The sequence below is a fragment of the Polaromonas sp. genome, assembly GCF_029945925.1.
Taxonomy (GTDB): domain Bacteria; phylum Pseudomonadota; class Gammaproteobacteria; order Burkholderiales; family Burkholderiaceae_C; genus Polaromonas.
Genome location: NZ_JAQSDN010000015.1, coordinates 46,910 through 62,503, shown reverse-complemented (window position 1 = coordinate 62,503; position 15,594 = coordinate 46,910). Strand labels below are relative to the sequence as shown.

Annotated in this window: 12 protein-coding genes; 6 read left to right on the top strand and 6 right to left on the bottom strand. The window is 64.3% G+C overall.

Translation table 11 applies throughout. The features are described from left to right. Window positions 1-55 precede the first annotated feature (55 nt). Window positions 56-1,078, top strand: coding sequence for an IS110 family transposase (locus tag PSV40_RS04180; protein ID WP_300534559.1), 1,023 nt, complete (start codon window positions 56-58; stop codon window positions 1,076-1,078). Between the two features lie 396 nt (window positions 1,079-1,474). Here PSV40_RS04180 and senA read toward each other — a convergent pair whose 3' ends face one another. Beyond that, window positions 1,475-2,773 carry a selenoneine synthase SenA gene (senA, locus tag PSV40_RS04175; RefSeq protein ID WP_300534557.1) on the bottom strand — a complete coding sequence of 433 codons (1,299 nt, stop codon included), beginning with the start codon at window positions 2,771-2,773 and terminating at the stop codon, window positions 1,475-1,477. 316 nt (window positions 2,774-3,089) lie between these two features. Here senA and PSV40_RS04170 point away from each other — a divergent pair, with 316 nt between their 5' ends. The 5 genes from PSV40_RS04170 to PSV40_RS04150 all read left to right on the top strand — a co-directional run bounded on the left by PSV40_RS04170 (window position 3,090) and on the right by PSV40_RS04150 (window position 9,650). Then, window positions 3,090-4,874 (top strand): hypothetical protein, encoded by a 1,785-nt coding sequence (locus PSV40_RS04170; protein ID WP_300534555.1) that lies wholly within the window; start codon window positions 3,090-3,092, stop codon window positions 4,872-4,874. Between the two features lie 66 nt (window positions 4,875-4,940). Next, entirely contained in the window at window positions 4,941-5,963 is a 1,023-nt protein-coding gene (gene senB, locus PSV40_RS04165; RefSeq protein WP_300534552.1) for a selenoneine biosynthesis selenosugar synthase SenB, read from the top strand. Continuing rightward, on the top strand, window positions 5,960-7,033 hold the full coding sequence (gene selD / locus PSV40_RS04160; RefSeq protein ID WP_300534549.1) for a selenide, water dikinase SelD: 1,074 nt from the start codon (window positions 5,960-5,962) through the stop codon (window positions 7,031-7,033). The genes senB and selD overlap by 4 nt, the downstream gene beginning before the upstream one ends. 141 nt (window positions 7,034-7,174) lie before the next feature. Continuing rightward, window positions 7,175-7,804, top strand: a complete 630-nt coding sequence (locus tag PSV40_RS04155; protein WP_300534547.1) for a TRAP transporter small permease subunit — start codon at window positions 7,175-7,177, stop codon at window positions 7,802-7,804. 19 nt (window positions 7,805-7,823) lie between these two features. Beyond that, a complete protein-coding gene (locus PSV40_RS04150) occupies window positions 7,824-9,650 on the top strand; it encodes a TRAP transporter large permease subunit (protein ID WP_300534544.1) in 1,827 nt (608 codons plus the stop codon). Window positions 9,651-9,761: 111 nt separating this feature from the next. Here PSV40_RS04150 and dctP (PSV40_RS04145) read toward each other — a convergent pair whose 3' ends face one another. The 5 genes from dctP (PSV40_RS04145) to PSV40_RS04125 form a co-directional block, all read right to left on the bottom strand. Then, window positions 9,762-10,844, bottom strand: coding sequence for a TRAP transporter substrate-binding protein DctP (gene dctP, locus PSV40_RS04145; RefSeq protein ID WP_300534541.1), 1,083 nt, complete (start codon window positions 10,842-10,844; stop codon window positions 9,762-9,764). A 167-nt stretch (window positions 10,845-11,011) separates the two neighbouring features. Beyond that, entirely contained in the window at window positions 11,012-12,091 is a 1,080-nt protein-coding gene (dctP, locus tag PSV40_RS04140; RefSeq protein WP_300534539.1) for a TRAP transporter substrate-binding protein DctP, read from the bottom strand. Window positions 12,092-12,277: 186 nt separating this feature from the next. Then, the gene (gene dxs / locus PSV40_RS04135; protein WP_300534537.1) at window positions 12,278-14,173 is read right to left on the bottom strand and encodes a 1-deoxy-D-xylulose-5-phosphate synthase; all 1,896 of its coding nucleotides are present in this window, start codon (window positions 14,171-14,173) and stop codon (window positions 12,278-12,280) included. Between the two features lie 67 nt (window positions 14,174-14,240). Further along, window positions 14,241-15,152 carry a polyprenyl synthetase family protein gene (locus PSV40_RS04130; protein ID WP_300534534.1) on the bottom strand — a complete coding sequence of 304 codons (912 nt, stop codon included), beginning with the start codon at window positions 15,150-15,152 and terminating at the stop codon, window positions 14,241-14,243. A gap of 5 nt (window positions 15,153-15,157) precedes the next feature. Beyond that, on the bottom strand, window positions 15,158-15,406 hold the full coding sequence (locus PSV40_RS04125; RefSeq protein WP_300534532.1) for an exodeoxyribonuclease VII small subunit: 249 nt from the start codon (window positions 15,404-15,406) through the stop codon (window positions 15,158-15,160). Window positions 15,407-15,594: the final 188 nt, after the last annotated feature.

Genomic DNA, 15,594 nt, shown 5'->3' with positions numbered 1-15,594 from the left:
CAGTTCTACATGCAAGTCACGGGCCAGCTGGGGGACTTATTCAGCATTGCCTTAAATGCAAGATCGAGCACTCGATGCCCAGCCATCGTACGAGCCACCGGGCAGCATCCATAACAATGCCATCATTGGCGTAGACGTCGCCAAAGCCACCTTCGTGGTCGCCCGCCATGGTGCCAAGGCCACCCAAGCCATTGCCAACAGCCCGCCAGCCATACGGGCGTGGCTCAAGGCCGTCCCAGTCGGCGCCTGCATCGCCATGGAGTCCACAGGGCGCTACCACCTGGAGCTCGCCAGCCAGGCCCAAGCCGCCGGCTTTAACGTCTACGTTCTAAACGCCATGGACGTGCACCACTACGCCAAAGCCATGGGCCAGCGCGGTAAGACCGACCCGCTCGATGCCCATTTGATCGCCCAGTATGTGGCCCACCAGCTGCTGGGCCAGGCTCGCAAGCGCCTTCGCCCCTGGCAACCCACGCCCCGGCTGCTCGGCGAACTGCGCGACCTGCACAGGGCACGTGTGCAGCTGGCCGACAGTTGCGCCAGGCTGACGATGGCGCTGGAGCATGTCGCAGTCCTCGAGGAGGAGGGTCAGGCCTTGAGAGCCCACTTCAAGAAGCTGATGGCGCAAATAGACGCCAAAGTCGCCACGCTGATGGCCAGCGATACGCAGTTGGTGCAAGGCTGCAAGCGGCTGCAAACCATCACCGGTGTAGGCCCGCAAGGTGCCGCTTTGCTGGCCACGCTATTGACGAGGATCGGGTTTGCCAATAGCGACGCGTTGGTGGCCTACTCGGGGCTCGATCCCCGGCCAGAAGACTCGGGCAGCAAAAGAGGCAAACGCAGACTGTCCAAGAAAGGTGATCCTCACCTGCGCAGGCAGCTGTACCTGTGCGCCATGGCAGCCACGCGCAGTGCGCTGTTCAGGCCGATGTACGAGGCCCTGAAGGGGCGCGGTTTGCCGAGCACGGCGGCTCTGGTGGTGCTGGCCAGAAAGCTGCTGCGTATTGCCTTCGCGGTGTGGAGGTCAGGCCAGGCGTTTGAGCCGTCAAAACTGCTAATTAACGCAAAACCGGCTTGACGCGAACCATAGAACCTCGCCGAAAGCGGGGTCGAGCTCGAACTCGCCTTCGGCTCAAACAATCGCTCGCCCTGATCCGCTTTCGGCTGTGCTCCTCGGCCCAGCCCGACGGGTGGGGGAAACGAATGCGGGATCGGGCGCGGGGAGCCATGACGCGCGCAGCGCGTCATGGCGGACTCAAGCGGCCGTCATGTTTGCACGCGAGTGCAACACACGCGGCCAAATGAAGTCCCCCTCCCTCGCCCAGCGGGGCGAGGGAGGGGGATAGGGGTGGGAGTGGGGAGTTGCACCTACTGTCAGCAGCAAGCCACAAGCGCAGCGTGATGCCGGATTCAACATGAAATATGCCTCCAACCCTTATGCAACGGTCGAAAGCAGCTATCAATAAAGTAGCATCTACAAGGCGCAGGACCGAAACCCACAGAAAATATCATCCCGCTCCGGCAAATAAAAATTGCGGTACTTCGGAGATTTCATGCGGGCGCGGGTCGCAAAAGAACCGCCGCGCAGCACCTTGTGCGTGCCGAACCAGGGCTGCGAATAATCGGCATAGGGGTGCGGCACAAAACCCGGGTAGGGCCGGAAGGTGCTGCCCGTCCACTCCCACACATCACCCCAGCGAAACCCGCGCCGCGCGGCCGTGTGCGCCGCCACCTCCCACTCGACCTCGGCTGGCAGGCGGCGCCCGGCCCAGCGGCACCAGGCGTCGGCTTCCCACCAGCTCATGTGCATGGCCGGCTGGTTGCCCAGCATGCGCATCGCCTTGCCAAAGCGGGTCTGCATCACCGCGCCGCTGGCCACACCGATCTGCTCGACGTAACGCGGACCGCGCCGGCCTTCACGCGTTGCCGTGGCCTGCAGCCAGTCCCAGCCTTCGCTCTGCCAGAACTCGGGCTGGTCGTAGCCGCCGTCGTCGACAAACTCCACAAACTGCGCCCAGCTCACCGGCTGGGCGTCGATCTCGAACTCGGGCACGCTGACCTCGTGTTGCGCCAACTCGTTGTCGAACACGAATCCCGGCGCTGCGGCGCTGCCGAGCTTCCAGACGGTGGCCGGCACCAGCAGCGGCTCGCGCAGGGTCAGGGTGGTCGGCGTGAAGGCCTGCAGCAGCGCCTTGTCCAGACCCAGGCCCAGTGTCTGCGCGGTGTAGCTCAGGGCTTCGGCATGCATGTCCTCGTGGAACAGGCAGAGGCGGAAAAAATAGAGCGCATCATCGTCCTCCTCCGTTTTTTCCAGCAGCTCCAGCGTGCTTTCCAGCGTGTCGAGCAAATAGGCACGGCAACTCGCGACCGGGGGAAGATCCAGCGTCCAGCGCTGGTGGTGCGGCACGTTGGCCGAGTCCCACCAGCGGTCGGCACCCGGTTCGATGGAGGCCAGCCGCGCATGCGTGGGCTCGCAGCGGACTCCCCGGGCGCGCTGCATGTTGCGCCCTGTCCACCACTCCTGAAACCAGCCGACATGCCCGAGCTCCCAGAGCGGCGGATTGAGGACAGTCAACTCGGGCACCACAAAGTTGACGGCCTCCAGTGCCTGCTGGTACTGGCCAAACAGGTGCAAGGTATGGTTGCGCGCATCCATCAGGGCCAGCGACAGGGCATCCCGTCCGGCGCCGCGTATCAGGGGCGAATCAATCAGGCCGGCCGCGTGGGCAGCAGATGAATGGGGAGATGAAGGGGGTAGCGGATCTGAAGCCAAAACCGTCGTCCTGGTAAGCCGGCTGCAGCATGCCAACCCTGGCAAGTGGCGCACCGCGCATGGGGGGAACCCAGAATAGCAGACGTGTGTCTGCCCGGGGCGGCGGCGAGCCGCCTGCGCCGCCGGTGAAAATCCGGCCGGAGAGGACTGCCATCCACCAATCAAGCGCTTTTTTCGACCGGTCGTCGCCCCGCCCATCACCGGTTCGGCACAGTCGGGATAGACTTCGATGGTTTTTCTATCAAGGCAAGGCCGCTTGCCGGGTCCCTCCTTTGCCTTCGCGTGTGAATCAGATCCATCAACCGGTCCGCCATTTATGCCATCCAACGAGCTGAATGCCTCCCCCGACGATCTCGACCTGAGCATCATGGACATGAGTCCACTGGCCTGGGTGCTCGATGAACTTGGCAAATCACTGGACAGTTCGAGCAAGGCGCTGAAACGTTTTGTGCGGGAAGCCGAGGTGGCGCAGGGCGCTGAGCTTGCCGCGCTGGATGCGAGCCAGTTGCGCATCGCCCGCCAGCAGCTGCACCAGGCGGTGGGGGCGCTGGAGATGGTCGGCATGAGTGCGCCGGCACTGGTGCTGCGGGCGATGGAGGCCGCGGTGCAGAAGTTTGTCCAGACGCCCGGACAATGCACCCAGGAGGCCGCCAACAAGGTCGAACTGGCTGGTTTTGCGCTGAGCGCTTACCTCGAAGATGTGCTGGCGGGCAAACCCGCCTCGGCCGTGTCGCTGTTCCCCCAGTACCGGGATGTCCAGGGCCTGGTCGGTGCGGACCGCATCCATCCGGCCGACCTCTGGGCGTTTGAGTGGCGCTGGATTGAGCCGGAGCTGGCGTCCGGCGCCGACCCCCTTCCCTACGGCGACGCCGCCCGGGAGCTGCTGGACCGGTGGACCCTGAAACTCGTGCGGAACAGCCATCCCGAGGCGGCCCAACAGCTCTTCGACATGTGCCTGGGTTTCGCGCAGGCGGAAACGGACAGTGAACCCCGGGCCTTCTGGAAACTGGCCGCCGGTTTTTTTGAAGCCCTGGCAGGGAGCCTGCTGAAAGTCGATGTGTATGCCAAAAGAGCCATTTTGCGCATCCTCCTGCAGTATGCGGTCCTGGCACGGGGCAACCCCCACGCGTCGGACAGGCTCGCACAGGACCTGCTGTTTCTCTGTACGCAGGCGGTGCCCAGGAGCGCCACGGATGCCCCGGTGCTGTCGGCGGTGCGCGCCAGTTACGGCCTGGACCGCTTCCAGCCCATCGACTACGAGGCCATCCAGTTCGGACGCTTTGCCCCGGCGCTGATCGCACAGGCCCGCAAGCGGATCGGCTCGGCCAAGGACACCTGGTCATGGGTGACCTCGGGCGACCTCACCCGGTTCAAGACCATGAACGACCAGTTCAGCCTGATGACGGACTCCCTGGTCAAGCTGCACCCGCCCAGCGAGCCGCTGGCGCGCGTGCTGGCGCGGGTGATCGACACGACTGCCCGCTCAGGCCAGGTGCCCGGCCCCGAACTGGCGCTGGAAGTGGCGACGGCCGTGTTGTACCTCGAAGCCGCGTTTGACGACCTCGACCCCAGCGACCCCCAGCTGACGGCCCGCACGGCCCGGCTCGCCGAACGGCTGGACGCCGCCCAGGCCGGCGGGCCGTCGCAGCCCCTGGAGCCCTGGATGGAGGAGCTTTACCGGCGTGTCAGCGACAAACAGACCATGGCCAGCCTGGTGGGTGAACTGCGGGTCACCCTCGGCGATCTGGAAAAATCGCTGGACAACTTCTCCCGTGCACCCCAGGACAAGTCGGTCTTGAGCACAGTGCCCGGGCAACTGGGGCAGATGCGCGGCGTGTTGGCCCTGCTGGGGCTGGACCAGGCCGCGATGGCGGCGGTGCACATGGGCGAACTCGTCGACCACATGCTGCAGGCCGATGTCGATGAACAGCAGCTTCGCGCGGCCGGAACGTTTGATTGCCTCGGCAACAACCTCGGCGCCCTGAGCTTCCTGATCGACATGCTCAACTACCAGCCGGCACTGGCCAAAAAAGTGTTTGTCTATGACGCAATCAAGGGCGAGCTCAAGGCAGACAAGGACGCGGAAGGCGGGCCGGCCTGAGGCCTGAGGCCTGTTAACTGTTAACCTTGTTGCGGGGAGCTTTCCGGCTCGCGAAACAAGGTGGTTATGGGCAACGTGTCCGAAACAAAATCCGTGGTGCTGGTCAGCCCGGCCCTGGCCGATGCCAACAACGGCAACTGGCACACGGCCAGACGCTGGGCGCAATGCCTGGCCGGCCACTGCCACGCCACGCTGCGGGCGCAGTGGCCGGAATCATCGCCTCCGGCCAAGGCCGATGCCCTGATCGCGCTGCATGCGCGCCGCTCGGCGCCCTCCATCGAAGCCTGGGCGCGGCAGTGCCCCGGCAAACCGCTGATCCTCGTCCTGACGGGCACCGACCTGTACCGCGACATTCTTGCGGACGCCGGCGCGCAGCAATCGCTGGCGCTGGCCACCCATCTGGTGGTGCTGCAGGAAGCCGGCCTGCAGGCGCTGCCCGCCGCCCTGCGCTACAAGGCCCGCGTGATTTACCAGTCGGCCCGCGCCTTGAAACCTGCCGTCAAACCGGTGCGGCACTTTCGCGCCCTGATGGTCGGCCACCTGCGGGATGAAAAAGACCCGCTGACCTGGATGCGGGCGGCGGCGCGGCTGGCCCCGGGAAACGCCAGCCCGCCAGTACGCCTGCGGTTTGACCACATCGGGGACGCACTCACGCCGGATCTCGCGCTGGCCGCGCGAACGGCGCAGACCTCCGTCCCCGGCTACCGCTGGCTGGGCGGCCTGCCGCAGGCACAGACCCGCCAGCACATCAAGCAGGCGCATGTGCTGGTCAACAGCTCGCGCATGGAAGGCGGCGCCCAGGTCATCCTGCAGGCCGTCCAGTCCGGCACACCGGTGCTGGCATCACGGATCAGCGGCAACATCGGCATGCTGGGCGCCGGTTATGCGGGCTACTTTCCCGTGGGCGACGACGCTGCGCTGGCGGCGCTCCTGCTGCGCTGCGCCACCGATGCAGGTTTTCTGGCCCTGCTCGAAAAACAATGCAGCGAGCGCGCCCACCTGTTCGACCCCGATGCGGAAAAACGCCTTGTCTTAAACTTGGTGCTCAGCGCACTGTCTGCCGCACCGCCCAGGAAACCCTCCCCATGAATGCACCCGATCCACGCACACCCGCCGCCCCTCCCCGCCTGACCAGCCTGTCCCATGGCGGCGGCTGCGGCTGCAAGATCGCCCCGGGCGTGCTCAGTGAAATCCTCAAAAACTCCAGCAACATGCCCGGCCTCAACATCCCGCCGCAACTGCTGGTCGGCATCGAAACCGCGGACGATGCTGCGGTCTACCAGCTCAACGACGAGCAGGCGCTGATTGCCACCACCGACTTCTTCATGCCCATCGTGGACGATCCCTACGACTTTGGCCGCATCGCCGCGACCAACGCGATCAGCGACGTCTACGCCATGGGCGGCACCCCCATCATGGCGCTGGGACTGGTGGGCATGCCGATCAACGTGCTGCCGCTGGAAACCATAGGCGCCATCCTGCGCGGCGGCCAGGATGTCTGCCGCGACGCAGGCATTCCGATTGCCGGCGGCCACACGATTGATTCGGTCGAACCGATTTACGGCCTGGTGGTGATGGGCCTGGTGCATCCCTCGCGGGTCAAGAAAAACTCGGGCGCCAAGGCCGGTGATGTGCTGATCCTGGGCAAGCCGCTGGGCGTGGGCATTATGTCGGCGGCGCTGAAAAAGGAAGCGCTGGATGCCGAGGGTTATGCCCGCATGATCGCCGTGACCACCCAGCTGAACAAACCCGGCATCGCACTGGCCCGGATGAACGGCGTGCATGCGCTGACCGACATCACCGGTTTCGGTCTGGCCGGCCATGGACTCGAACTGGCGCGCGGCGCCGGCCTCAAGATGCAGCTGCAGCTAGCCCGGATTCCGCTGCTGCCCGGCGTGCTGGCGCTGGCAGAACGTGGCATGGTGACCGGCGCCTCGGGCCGCAACTGGGCCAGTTATGGCCATGAAGTCACCCTGCCCGTCGGGATCAGTCCGGCGCAGCAGGCCTTGCTGTCCGACCCGCAAACCAGCGGCGGGCTGCTGGTGTCCTGCAGCCCCGACAGCGCCGACGAAGTCCTGGCCTGTTTCCACAGCCAGGGTTTTGCCGACGCCTGCATCGTGGGCCGCATGCTCGAAGGCCACGGGGTGGAAGTTCTCTGAAACGCCTGCGGCCATCGGGCCGCCCTGAAGCGGCCTGATCCGCTTGTAAAATCCCCTGTTCGCGCAACAAGTCATCCGGAACGACGCACCCATGTCTTCCGGATGAATTTTTATGCGTGCATCCCTTATCCTGGAGAGAAAATGCGCGCCCTCTTGAAATTTTCCCGTGCCGTGGACTGGCTCAATGCCCAGGTCGGCAAGTACGTGATCTGGCTCATCTTTGCCGCCACGGCCATCAGCGCCATCAACGCCATTGTGCGCAAGGTCTTTGACGCCAGCTCCAATGCCTACCTGGAAGCGCAGTGGTACCTGTTCGCCTGGTCCTTCCTCGCTGCGGCCGGCTACACGCTGCTGCACCGCGAGCATGTGCGCATCGACGTGCTGAACAGCCGTCTGTCCAAGCGCGCGCAGGTGTGGATAGACATCATCGGCTTCGCCTTCTTCCTGACACCGCTTTGCATCGTTGTGCTCTACCTCGGCACACCGCTGGCGATCCAGATGTACCAGACCGGCGAGATGTCCGGCAACTCCGGGGGCCTGATCCGCTGGCCGGTCTGGGCGGCACTGCCCTTCGGCTTCACGCTGCTGATGCTGCAGGGCTGGTCGGAACTGATCAAGCGCATTGCCTTCCTGCGCGGCCAGGGCCCAGACCCCATGGGCCGCCTCGCCGACAAGTCGGCCGAAGAAGAACTGGCCGAAGCCCTGCGCGCCCGGACATCTGCCGAAACCCCTGAAGCCAGCGCCCTGAGCGACGCGGCCCCCCAACGCTAAGCGGCCGGAACGACTCACCATGGAATTCTTCCTCTCCAATTTCGCCCCCATCATGTTCGCGGGGCTGATCGTTTTCCTGCTGCTGGGCTTCCCTGTGGCCTTCAGCCTGGGCGCTTGCGGCCTGTTCTTCGGCTTTGTCGGAATCGAACTCGGCGTATTCCCCTCTTCCGTGATTGCCTGGCTGCCGCAGCGGCTGATCGGCATCATGGCCAACGACACCCTGCTGGCTGTGCCCTTCTTTACTTTCATGGGGCTGATCCTCGAACGCAGCGGCATGGCCGAGGACCTGCTTGACACCATCGGCCAGGTCTTCGGCCCGATGCGCGGGGGGCTCGCCCTCGCAGTGATCTTCGTCGGCGCGCTGCTGGCGGCCACCACCGGTGTGGTCGCGGCCTCGGTCATCTCCATGGGCCTGATCTCGCTGCCCATCATGCTGCGCTACGGTTACGACCGGCGCCTGGCCTCGGGCGTGATTGCCGCTTCCGGCACGCTGGCGCAGATCATTCCGCCCTCGCTGGTGCTGATCATCATGGCCGACCAGTTGGGCCGCAGCGTGGGCGACATGTACAAGGGCGCCTTCCTGCCCGGCTTCATGCTAATGGGCCTGTACGTGTTCTATGTCCTGCTGCTTGCGGTCTTCAAGCCGGAGCGCGTGCCGGCCTTGCCGCCTGAGGCGCGCACTTACCGCGAGCCCAACGGCAGCGGCGGCTACACCTCGCTGGCCGTGCTGACCGCGCTGTCGGCTACGGTTTCCATCTTCCTCGCACGCAACATGGAGGCCGTGCACAGCTGGTGGCAGGGCCAGGAGGTGACCTCTGTCGCCACCGACGAAAAAGTGGTCGTCGCGATGTGCGGTGGTGTGTTCCTGGCTCTCGTCATCGCGCTGCTCAACCGTGCCACCAGGCTCGGCCTGCTGTCGCGCCTGGCCGAGCGCGTGACCTTCGTGCTGATTCCTCCCCTGCTGCTGATCTTCCTGGTGCTGGGCACCATTTTCCTCGGTGTGGCCACGCCGACCGAGGGCGGCGCCATGGGTGCCATGGGCGCGCTGATCATGGGTTGGACGCGCAAGCGCCTGGACATGAAGCTGCTCAAGCAGTCCCTGGCTTCGACCACCCGGCTGGCCAGCTTCGTGATGTTCATCCTGATAGGCGCCACCGTGTTCAGCCTGGTGTTCCAGGCCGCCGATGGACCGAAGTGGGTGGAACACCTGCTGACCGACCTGCCCGGCGGCCAGATCGGCTTCCTGATCCTGGTCAACGCCATGATCTTCTTCCTGGCCTTCTTCCTCGACTACTTCGAGCTGTCCTTCATCGTGGTGCCGCTGCTGGCGCCGGTGGCCGACAAGCTGGGCATCGACCTGATCTGGTTCGGCGTACTGCTGGCGGTCAACATGCAGACCTCCTTCATGCACCCGCCGTTTGGCTTCGCGCTGTTTTTCCTGCGCTCGGTCGCCCCGGAAAAACCTTATGTGGACCGCGTGACCAGGAAAATCATGGAGCCGGTGACCACCATGCAGATTTACAAGGGCGCCATCCCCTTTGTGATCATCCAGCTCACCATGGTCGGCCTGCTGATCGCCTTCCCCCAGCTGGTCACCGGCAGCCTGGACAAGAAGCAGGAGTACAACATGGAGAGCATAGGTGAGCAGATGCGGGACAGCCTGCCCGCGACGGACAGCGGCTATGACACGGCACCTGGCGCGAGCGAAGAGCCCGGGACGACAGTGCCGCAGTCGCCGGGCGAAGCGACCGGCACCACCGTCGTCCCCGAGCCGCAGAGCGCAGCGCCTGACGACGACCCGATGAAGGCCATGCAGGAGGCCCTCAAGGCCGGCAGCAAGAAATAGCGAGGCCATGGGCGGACGCGGCGGCCCCGGCCGGGCGTGCATCACGGACCCATGAAAAAAGCCGCCCTCGGGCGGCTTTTTTCATGCCCGTGAAGGGCATGAAGGGGGAACTCAGATCTTCACCGAACTCATGTACTGGTTGTACGGATACTCGGAGAAGCGGTTCCACAGGATCTGGTCGCGCTGGAAGGCACGCATGTCGTCGTGGATTTTCTTGAACTCCGGCGACTTGGCATTGTGCTCGGCGAACACTTCCATAGAAGCCTTGAAACCGGCGTCCATCACAGCCTTGGGGAAAGCCTTGAGCCGGGTCTTCTCGGCCACGAGTTTCTTCAGCGCGATCGGGTTCCAGGCATCGTACTTGGCCGTCATGTCGCGCGCGGCCACGACGGTGGCGGCGTCCAGGATGGCTTTGTTCTCGTCCGACAGCTTGGCGTAGGCCTTGTTGTTGATGAAGAACTCCAGGTCCGCGCCGCCTTCCCACCAGCCGGGATAGTAGTAGAACGGAGCCACCTTGTTGAAGCCCAGCTTCGCGTCATCGTAAGGACCGACGAATTCAGAGGCGTCCAGCGTGCCTTTTTCCAGGGCCTGGTACACATCACCGGCGGGCATGTTCTGCGCCACCACACCCAGCTTGGCCATGGCCTCGCCGAACAAACCGCCACCGAGGCGCATTTTCAGGCCTTTGAGGTCGGCCACGGACTTGATCTCCTTGCGGTACCAGCCACCCATCTGCGTGCCGGTGTTACCGGCTGTGGCAGTGCGGAAGTTGTACTGGGCAAAAAAGGCGTCGAGCAGCTTGCGCCCATTGCCATACTGCTTCCAGGATTCGTTCTGGCGAGCCGTCAGGCCGAAAGGCACAGCGCAGCTGAAAGCAAAAATGGGGTTTTTGCCGGTGAAATAATACGCGGCAGTCTGCGCCATCTCGATGGTGTCGCCCTGCAGCGCATCAACCACACCGAAGGCGGGCATCAACTCGCCGGCCGGGTGCACCGAGATTTCGAACTTGCCACCCGACAGTGCCTTGACAGTCTTGGAAAGCATCTCGGCACTGCCGAAAATGGTGTCCAGGGATTTGGGGAAACTGGAAGCCAGGCGCCAGCGAACGGCTGCCTGCGCATGAACAGCCGGCGCAATACCGGCAGCCAGCACACCGGCGATGCCGGCATTTTTTATAAGGGAACGACGATCCATGAATTCACTCCAGGTGATTAAAAAAAACACGGCCTATGGCCGGGTCACCAACTTTTGGCAAGTTGATTCGATTGTAAAACTCGCCTCTTGCGGACCAAGGGCGGGTTTTCCCTGCGCGCACGCGAGCTTCAAATACACAGTCAGTCTGCTGTCAGCCCCCACACCCTTCACAGCTTCTGGCTTTGCATGAAGCGATCAAAAGTCGATTCGGTGAAGCGGAACCAGAGGTTCTGGTCACCGCGAAATCGTGCGTAATCAGCATACACCTTGCGCCAGTTGTCGTTGCTGGCAATCAGTTCTCCATACAGCTGCATGGACTCCTTGAAGGCCGCGTTCATGACATCCGCAGGAAAGGGCCGGAGCTTGGCACCGGCCCCGACAAGCTGCTTGAGTGCGGTCGGGTTTCGGGCATCGTATTTGGCCTGCATCTCCACATGGGCTGCCGCACTGGCGATTTTCACGATCGCCTTGTTTGCAGTGCTCAGGGCGTCATAGGCCTTCTGGTTGATGTACAGGTCAAGCTGCAGCCCGCCCTCCCACCACCCGGGGTAGTAGTAATTGGGAGCGACCTTGTTGAAGCCAAGCTTCTGGTCGTCATACGGTCCTATCCATTCGGCGGCGTCGATGGTGCGTTGCTCCAGCGCCTGGTAGATGTCGCCGCCCGGCAGGTTTTGCGGCAAGGCACCCAGCCGACCGATGACCTTGCCGGCAAAACCGCCGACCCGGAATTTCAAGCCCTTCATGTCCGCGAGGGATCGGATTTCCTTGCGGAACCAGCCACCCATCTGCGCGCCGGTGTTGCCGCAGGCGAAGTTGATGATGTTGTAGCCAGCGTAAAAATCGCGCATCAGCTTCAGTCCATTGCCCTCGAAGGTCCAGGCACTCATCTGCCGACTGTTCAGGCCAAAAGGAATCGCGCCGCCAATGGCAAAGGTTTCATCCGTGTCCGAAAAGTAATACGGCGCGGTATGGGCCGCCTCAATTGAACCCCGGCGCACGTTGTCCAACACGTCGAAGGCAGGCATCAACTCGCCGGCCGCATGCACTGATATTTCAAACTTGCCGCCCGATACCGCGCGGACATGCTGGGCAAAGGTTTCCGCCCCGCCATAAATGGTGTCCAGCGACTGCGGAAAGCTCGATGCCAGGCGCCAGCGGACCGCTGCCTGCGCATGCACAGCGGGCGCCACGCCGGCCGCAAGCACGCCGGCGATACCGGCATGCCTAAACAGCGCTCGGCGATTCATGACGGCCTCCTGAAGGGGAAAACAGGCGTGTTGCGGACCCGGATCGGGCAATGCGCGGCTGCGGCGTCTTGCTGCGATTGTAAAAAACCAGGACCGCGCCCCGTCACGGGTTTTCCCTTGAGTTCATCACCAACTCAATATCCCAGCCGTCCACTTGCGCCTGATGCAGGATATCCCGGCACCCGGCTAACCCACCGCCTTCAGCGCCGGCTTGAAGGTGCTGGTTGATGCCAGCAACGTGACAAAACGCTCAACGATGGACTGTTCAATCCCTGCCGCGTCCAGCCCCTGCAGGGCCAGCAGCCGGGCCGGGTCGCCGTGCTCGGTGAACTCATCGCGCAGGCCCAGGTGCAGCAAGGGCTTGACGACGCCCGCAGCAGCCAGCGCCTCCGCCACGGCACTGCCGGCGCCACCCATGATCGCGCCTTCTTCCACCGTGACCAGGGCCTCGTGGCTGGCCGCCACCTGCAGCAGCAATTCGGTGTCGAGCGGCTTGGCCCAGCGCATGTTGACCACCGTGACGCCGAGTTTTTCGGCAGCTTCGAGGGCCGGATGCAGCAAGGTGCCAAAGGCCAGAATCGCCACGCCCGTGCCCCGGCGGCGCAGTTCGCCCTTGCCAAAGGGCAAGGCATCGAGGTGGGCCTGCGTCGCCACACCGGCACCGGCGCCGCGCGGGTAACGCACCGCCACCGGATGGTTCTGTTCATACGCGCTGCTCAGCAGCATGCGGCACTCGTTCTCGTCGGCCGGACAGGCCACACTCATGTTGGGGATGCAGCGCAGGTAGGCGATGTCGTAGGCGCCCGCATGGGTGGCGCCGTCGGCACCCACCAGCCCGGCGCGGTCGAGGGCAAACACCACCGGCAGGTTCTGCAGCGCCACATCGTGGATCAGCTGGTCATAACCGCGCTGCAAAAAGGTCGAATAAATCGCCACCACCGGCTTGAGGCCTTCGCAGGCCATGCCCGCGGCAAACGTGACCGCGTGCTGCTCGGCGATGCCGACGTCGTAATAACGGTCGGGGAAACGCCGGTGGAACTCCACCATGCCCGAGCCTTCGCGCATGGCCGGCGTGATGCCGACGAGCCGGCTGTCCTTTTCGGCCATGTCGCACAGCCAGTGGCCGAACACCTGGGTGAAGGTCTGTTTCGCCGGTGCGATGGACTTTTGCAGCCCCATGGCCGGATCGAACTTGCCCGGACCGTGGTAAGCCACCGGGTCGGCTTCGGCCAGCTTGTAGCCCTGGCCTTTTTTGGTCACCACATGCAGGAACTGCGGGCCCTGCAGGTGCTTGATGTTTTCCAGTGTGGGGATCAGCGACTCGAGGTCGTGGCCGTCGATGGGGCCAATGTAGTTGAAGCCGAAATTCTCGAACAGCGTGGCCGGCACCACCATGCCCTTGGCATGGGTCTCCAGCCGCTTGGCCAGCTCGAACAGCGGCGGTGCCACCTTGAGCACCTGCTTGCCGACGCTTTTGGCCGAGGCATAAAACTGCCCGCTCATGAGCTGCGCCAGGTAACGGTTGAGGGCGCCGACCGGCGGGCTGATGCTCATGTCGTTGTCGTTGAGGATCACCAGCAGCTTGCAGTCGCAGACGCCGGCATTGTTGAGCGCCTCGAAGGCCATGCCCGCACTCATGGCGCCGTCACCGATGATGGCCACCGCATGGCGGTCTTCACCCTTTTGTTTGGCCGCCATCGCCATGCCCAAGGCGGCAGAAATCGAGGTCGATGAATGCGCGGTGCCAAAGGTGTCGTATTCGCTTTCATCGCGCCGCGGAAAGCCGCTGAGGCCGCCGAACTGGCGCAGGCTGGCCATGCGGTCGCGCCGGCCGGTCAGGATCTTGTGCGGGTAGGTCTGGTGGCCCACGTCCCAGACCAGCCGGTCCTCGGGCGTGTTGAACACATAGTGCAGCGCCACCGTAAGCTCGACCGTGCCGAGGTTGGAACTCAGGTGTCCGCCGGTCTGCGACACGCTGTGCAGCACATAGGCGCGCAACTCGTCGGCCAGCGTCCGGAGCTGGGGACGTGGCAGCAGGCGCAGGTCTGCGGGGCTGTTGATGGTTTCTAGCAGTGGGTACATCGTGGTGTCTTGTTTCTGATGTCTCGTTTCCTGGAGATGCCGGTCGCTTTTTTTCTCAAGTCTGTGCTCAAGTTGTTCGATTGACCAGCATGTCGGCCAGCGCGCTGAGCGCGGCGGTGTGCCTGAGCTCGCTGGCCTTCAGGCTGTGATGCGCCTGGGACAGCAGCTCCTGCGCGTAATTGCGCGAGGCCGGCAGGCCCATCAGCGACACAAAAGTGGGCTTGTCCTGGGCGGCATCCTTGCCCGCGGTCTTGCCCAGCGTGGCCGAATCGGCCGTGACGTCCAGGATGTCGTCCACCACCTGGAAGGCCAGCCCCACGGCTGCACCGTAGTCGCACAGCGCGTTTCGCGCCACGGCCGGGGCGGCGCCGCAGGCGGCCCCCATCATCACGCTGGCCTGCAGCAGGGCGCCGGTCTTGAGCCGGTGCATGTCATGCAGTTCAGCCGAGGTCAGCGCCTTGCCGACACTGGCCAGGTCGATGGCCTGCCCGCCGGCCATGCCCTGGTAACCCGCAGCCTGGGCCAGCATGCGGCACAGGGTCGCCTGCGTCGCGGGCTCGATGGAGCCGTCTTCGGGTGTCAGCAACTCAAAGGCCAGCGCCTGCAGCGCATCGCCGGCCAGCAGGGCCCGCGCCTGCCCGAATTTCACATGCACCGTCGGCTTGCCGCGCCGCAGGATGTCGTTGTCCATGCAGGGCATGTCGTCGTGCACCAGCGAATAGGCGTGAATCAGCTCCACCGCACAGGCCACGCGCAGCGCCGCAGCGGGACTGCCGTCCACCGCCTCGCAGGCCGCCATGACCAGCAGGGGACGCAGCCGTTTGCCGCCATCGAGCACCGCGTAACGCATGGCGTCGCCGAGTCCGGCCGGCGCGGGCCTGGGTTCGGGGGGAGCCACCCAGCGGCTCAGGGCCTGTTCGACGGCGGCGAGTTGGCGGGTGCTCCAGGCGCCCAGCACAAAATGTGTTTGTTCAGTCAATGGGCTTACTCTTGGTTCCAGGGCTTGATCTCGTTGCCTTCCAGCACCTTGATCTGGTTTTCCACGGCCTCGAGCTTGCTGCGGCAGAACTTGAGCAGCTCGGCGCCGCGCTGGTAGCCGGTGAGCAGCTGGTCCAGCGGCAACTGGCCGGATTCGAGGCGGGCCACCAGGGTTTCGAGTTCTTCCAGCGCAGCTTCGTAACTGGCGGGCGTGGCGGGTGTGGCGGGGGCGGGGGAAGAGGAAGTTTTGGCCATGGGTATTTGGTTGAAGGACTGATTTTAGGCCGTTGTGCGCCGTTTTCCGGCCTGCCGGCATTGTCCCCGTGGCAAGCCACCTGTTTATGGGGTGGCGCGGACCCGCACGGGAGGTCCGCAGCGGCACAAAGCGGGACCTGCACGGTACAATCGACAGGCTTCACGCCTTGACGCCCCGCCTGCCTGCC

Coding starts and splice junctions, on each gene's coding strand:
- dxs (WP_300534537.1), bottom strand. CDS start 14,173: ATGTACCCACTGCTAGAAACCATCAACAGCCCCGCAGACCTGCGCCTG.
- PSV40_RS04170 (WP_300534555.1), top strand. CDS start 3,090: ATGCCATCCAACGAGCTGAATGCCTCCCCCGACGATCTCGACCTGAGC.
- PSV40_RS04180 (WP_300534559.1), top strand. CDS start 56: ATGCAAGATCGAGCACTCGATGCCCAGCCATCGTACGAGCCACCGGGC.
- selD (WP_300534549.1), top strand. CDS start 5,960: ATGAATGCACCCGATCCACGCACACCCGCCGCCCCTCCCCGCCTGACC.
- PSV40_RS04155 (WP_300534547.1), top strand. CDS start 7,175: ATGCGCGCCCTCTTGAAATTTTCCCGTGCCGTGGACTGGCTCAATGCC.
- dctP (WP_300534541.1), bottom strand. CDS start 10,844: ATGGATCGTCGTTCCCTTATAAAAAATGCCGGCATCGCCGGTGTGCTG.
- PSV40_RS04150 (WP_300534544.1), top strand. CDS start 7,824: ATGGAATTCTTCCTCTCCAATTTCGCCCCCATCATGTTCGCGGGGCTG.
- senB (WP_300534552.1), top strand. CDS start 4,941: ATGGGCAACGTGTCCGAAACAAAATCCGTGGTGCTGGTCAGCCCGGCC.
- dctP (WP_300534539.1), bottom strand. CDS start 12,091: ATGAATCGCCGAGCGCTGTTTAGGCATGCCGGTATCGCCGGCGTGCTT.
- PSV40_RS04125 (WP_300534532.1), bottom strand. CDS start 15,406: ATGGCCAAAACTTCCTCTTCCCCCGCCCCCGCCACACCCGCCACGCCC.